The sequence below is a fragment of the Streptococcus sp. 121 genome, from assembly GCF_016458205.1.
Classification (GTDB): Bacteria; Bacillota; Bacilli; order Lactobacillales; family Streptococcaceae; genus Streptococcus.
In genome coordinates this window covers 1-4,420 of the sequence record NZ_JAEMED010000066.1, presented here as the reverse complement: position 1 = coordinate 4,420, position 4,420 = coordinate 1, and the positions used below count along the sequence as shown (strand labels likewise).

Below are 4,420 nucleotides of genomic sequence, written 5' to 3'. Positions count from 1 at the left end.
ATAAAGGGGAAATCCTTTTTTGTCTAGTCGAACGTTTCACCCAATGGGTGAAAAGCAGAACCTTCCAGAAACCCTGTAATCAATACGGTTTCTGGAAGGTTTTTAAGTTAGGTATGAATAATTTGGGATTTCTATTTTTTAGATAATGGATAGACATCCATCTCTTTTTTATGTATAATGTGTTTAATAAAACACATAGGAGGTTTTTTATGTTTTCTGGTCAACGATTAAGAGACTTGCGCGAGAAGCAAGCGAAGACACAAGCGGATGTTGCACTGGTTTTAGGAATTAACAGAGCTTCTTATGCTAGTTGGGAGTTGGGACGGGCCAAACCAAACCAAGCGAATTTGGAAAAGTTAGCTGCACTTTTTGAGGTGGAAGCGACCTATTTTGAATCGGAATATGCCATTGTTCATCCGTATTTACAACTAAACGCTAGCAATAAACTGAAGGCCGAGGACTATGTTGAGAACTTACTGGAAGCTCAAGTAGCAGCAGAAACCAAGTCCAAGGTGGTGCCATTGTTTGCGGTTCAGGTGCTAGATCAGGTGCCGTTATCAGCTGGTTTTGGGGAGGCCTATTACGATGAGCAATCCTTCCAGACCGTTTATACAGATCAGGAGTATTCTTATGATTTTGCTTCCTTTATTCAAGGGGACTCCATGGAGCCTAAATACTTTGATGGGGAGGTGGCCTTATTTGATGATGACGGATTTGACTATGACGGAGCTGTTTATGCCATTTCCTTGAATGGACGTGCTTATATCAAGCGGGTATACCGTGAACCGGAAGGTTATCGTATTGTGTCCTTTAATTCCGATTATGCAGATATGTTCGCTGGTCCTGAGGATGATTTTCGGATTGTCGGCAAAGTTATTGGACATTTCCGACCTGTGGAGGAGGTGTAGTATGTGGAAGAGAATCAGTCAATAGAGCTCTTTGATTATAGCCGGGAGCCTCGTAGTGATATAGCGTTCGTTGATATGAAATCTTTTTATGCGAGTGTGGAATGCGCTATGCGGGGATTGCACCCGCTCAAGACTTCCCTATGTGTCATGAGTCGAGCTGACAATTCCAATGGCTTGATTTTGGCTTCTTCCCCGCTCTTTAAACAGGTGTTTGGTAAGTCTAATGTGGGACGGGCGCGTGATTTACCCTTTGATATCCGAACTCGGCGTTTTTCCTATGGAGTAGCTCACAGGCAGGGGTTACCTACAGATTCTGCCTATGTGGCCTTTGTTGAAGAGTGGGCGCGAAACAGTTTGATTGTCCCACCTCGAATGGATCTTTATATTGAAAAAAATATGGAAATTCAACAGGTATTCCAGCAATATGCAGGCTTAGAGGATATTCTACCCTACTCGATAGACGAGGGCTTTTTAGACCTAAGCGCTTCCCTGAATTACTTTATTCCAAACCCGAGTCTCAGTCGCAAAAAGAAATTAGAGATGGTGAGTGCTCGAATCCAGCGGGATATCTATCGTAAGACAGGTGTTTACTCAGCTGTAGGTCTTTCCAACGCCAATCCTCTTTTAGCAAAGTTAGCACTAGATAATGAGGCCAAAAAAACGGCAACAATGCGAGCTAACTGGTCTTATGAAGATGTGGTACAAAAGGTCTGGTCTATTCCTAAATTAACCGATTTTTGGGGGATAGGGGAAGCTATGTCCAGACGGCTGCAGCACCTTGGTATTTACTCTATCCGTCAGTTGGCTGCAGCTAATCCAGATCAATTGAAGAAGGAATTGGGTGTTTACGGGGTTCAATTGTGGTTCCATGCCCACGGGATTGATGAAAGTAAGGTTCAACGTCCCTATAAGCCAAAATCTAAGGGGCTAGGGAATTCCCAAGTTCTCCCCAGAGATTATGACCGACAGGAAGAGATTGAACTTGTTCTAAAAGAGATGGCAGAACAAGTAGCCATTCGACTACGAAAGCGGAAGAAGAAGACAACCAAGATTTCAATCTACATTGGGTACTCCGGCTTCGATGAGAAAAAGTCTTTCCGAAGTCAGATGCAGGTGGAGCCCGTTAACCAGACTGAAATGCTGCAGCAATATGTCCTGCAACTGTTTCGTAAAAAGCATACCGGTGGCTCTGTCAGAAGAATTGCTGTTTCCTATGGATCTTTTGTTAGTGAGGAATTGACCCTGCTGAATCTGTTTGAAGACCCAGAAGAAATACTGAAAAAAGAACGCCTGCAGTTAGCTGTTGATCAGATTCGGCAAGAGTTTGGTTTTGCTAGCCTGCAGAAAGCGACGGCCTTGACGGAGGCTTCTCGTTCTTTGGCTCGTAGTAAGCTAGTTGGGGGACACTCTGCTGGTGGATTGGACGGTTTAACATGATTGACCGCAACTATCTTCCCTATCAAACAGCGCGTGATTACCGAGATTCGGGTATGCAAAAATGGATGGGCTTTTTCTTATCAGAGCACGTGACCTCTTTAGAAGAGGACAGAAAACAAGTGGATTTGTCTTCTTCCTTGTCTAGATTGGATATTTTAATTCGTTTAGGCCAACTCTACCAGCATCAAGCACAAGGTGCTATTGTTAGTAAACAGAGAGGGCAAAGAACATCCTATCAAGGAGTGGTCAGTGAACTGGGAACTGAAACTGTGACCTTGAGAACCAGTGAAGGGTATCGTAGAGTCCAAATAGACGATATTTTAGAATTAAGTCTTGTGGAGGTATTGGATGAATCGGAAGGCAATCTATGATGATCTATTACAATTAGACTATTTCTCAGATTCTTACCTAACTTTTGAGGAAGATTTTCACCGTTATTACAAGGGAGTGGATCCTTTGACCTTTTTAGTTGATGATATTTTGCTGACAATGGCTTTGAAGCAAACCAATTATTTCCGACTCCATAAAACCAAGAGTCGAGATGGGGCAGACCATTATTTTTATTTTAAAATCCGCAGCCCAAAAGAAAATCCCAAGGTTCGGATTTATGATTATCAAGGGATGGACCAACGAAAGAATTCTGAGAAAACAACATAAGTTCATTTCGTTCCAAATCAAAACTGCAGCCAAGCGGGAGATTCTGTGACGTATCAGGCTGGCTGCAGTTTTATTTTCGTTATCAAGTATCAAACTAAACAGGATTGGCTTGCCATTTTTCTAGAAGTCTGGTTTGTTCTAACTGACCGTCCTCATCCAATCCTTGTAAGCTTTCAATAAAAGCAATCATTTCTGAATTCGGTTTAGGAACGATTTGTCCTAGCGCCCAGATGGCAGTAGCAACGTGGATTTTATTTTGAGATTTATCTATGATTTCAAGTAGTTTGGGAATGGCAGAGCGATCACGGCTATTGGCCAGAGCAATAATCGCATTTCTTTGAAGAATATTCTTTCCACGCCAAGAGCCGGCTACCTGACCGAACTTTTCTTTAAACTGTCCATTACTCAACTCCAAAAACGGGAGGAGTTGGGGATGAGCCAGTTCAGGATCGATATCCGTGTGCGCCTGATTCAAGATCCCCTTGTTATAAGGACAAGAAATTTGACAGATGTCACAACCATAAATCACAGATTTGATTTTCTTACGGAATTCTAAATCCATCATTCCTTTGTCTTGGGTTTGAAAAGAGAGGCAGCGTTTGGCATTCATACTGCCATCCCCAATGAGACAAGATGTCGGGCAAGAGGTCATGCAGCGGGTACACTCCCCACAGCCATTGGGAACGGGCTGGTCTGGTTCAATTTCTAGATTGGTGATTAGCTCACCCAAGAAAACATAGGATCCGTATTCCTCAGTAATGAGAAGGCCATTTTTTCCGATAAAGCCTAATCCAGCCCGTTGAGCGACAGCGGTGTCGACAAGAGCTCCTGTATCGACCATAGTCTTGTATTCTAGATCAGTATCCAATTGGCAAATAGCTTGGGCTAAGGCCTCCATTTTTTCCTGCAGGAGGAAGTGGTAGTCCCGTCCCCAGGAAGAAGGAGTGAACTTACCTCGTTTAAACTCAGACTTTTCAACCGGCTGTGGCAATTTATGAGGATAGGCTAGTGCGATAGAAATGATGGTTTTGGCAGACTTTAAACTGAGTTTTGGATCCAATCGTTCCTCAAGAATCTTGTGTTCAAATCCTGATGACCGGTCCTCTTCTTGGGCTAATCGCAACGATTTTTCTAAATAGTTGAAGTCATCTGCTGTGGTAAATCCAATTTTCGAAATCCCGATTTCCTGGGCTAGCGCTTTAATCTCTTCCTTGATATTCATAGCCCCATTATACTTTAATTTTTTTGAAATAAAAATAACAAGGATATGTTTATGTAAAAAATAAAAAAACCCGAATTATTCATACCCTGAATATCTTTGCGTAACTATCAAAAAAATCATCAGAAACAAGCAATAAATAATTGCAATTCTGATGATTTTTATGAACGATCAAGCTTTTCTATAAATAAAGATGGGT

General features: G+C 42.3%; 5 protein-coding genes. 4 read left to right on the top strand and 1 reads right to left on the bottom strand.

Annotation, left to right across the window (positions count from 1 at the left end):
- Positions 1 to 209: 209 nt before the first annotated feature.
- From JEQ21_RS09555 to JEQ21_RS09540, 4 genes are read left to right on the top strand one after another with little or no spacing between them, the layout of a single operon-like run.
- Positions 210 to 908, top strand: coding sequence for a LexA family transcriptional regulator (locus tag JEQ21_RS09555; protein WP_199365290.1), 699 nt, complete (start codon positions 210 to 212; stop codon positions 906 to 908).
- Positions 909 to 929: 21 nt separating this feature from the next.
- On the top strand, positions 930 to 2,345 hold the full coding sequence (locus JEQ21_RS09550; RefSeq protein WP_199365291.1) for a Y-family DNA polymerase: 1,416 nt from the start codon (positions 930 to 932) through the stop codon (positions 2,343 to 2,345).
- Positions 2,342 to 2,716, top strand: coding sequence for a hypothetical protein (locus JEQ21_RS09545; protein ID WP_196091511.1), 375 nt, complete (start codon positions 2,342 to 2,344; stop codon positions 2,714 to 2,716). The genes JEQ21_RS09550 and JEQ21_RS09545 overlap by 4 nt, the downstream gene beginning before the upstream one ends.
- Positions 2,694 to 3,002, top strand: a complete 309-nt coding sequence (locus tag JEQ21_RS09540) for a DUF5960 family protein (protein WP_196091512.1) — start codon at positions 2,694 to 2,696, stop codon at positions 3,000 to 3,002. The genes JEQ21_RS09545 and JEQ21_RS09540 overlap by 23 nt, the downstream gene beginning before the upstream one ends.
- Positions 3,003 to 3,096: 94 nt before the next feature.
- On the opposite strand, the gene queG is transcribed toward JEQ21_RS09540, so the two are convergent.
- Positions 3,097 to 4,224 (bottom strand): tRNA epoxyqueuosine(34) reductase QueG, encoded by a 1,128-nt coding sequence (gene queG, locus JEQ21_RS09535; RefSeq protein WP_199365289.1) that lies wholly within the window; start codon positions 4,222 to 4,224, stop codon positions 3,097 to 3,099.
- Positions 4,225 to 4,420 lie beyond the last annotated feature (196 nt).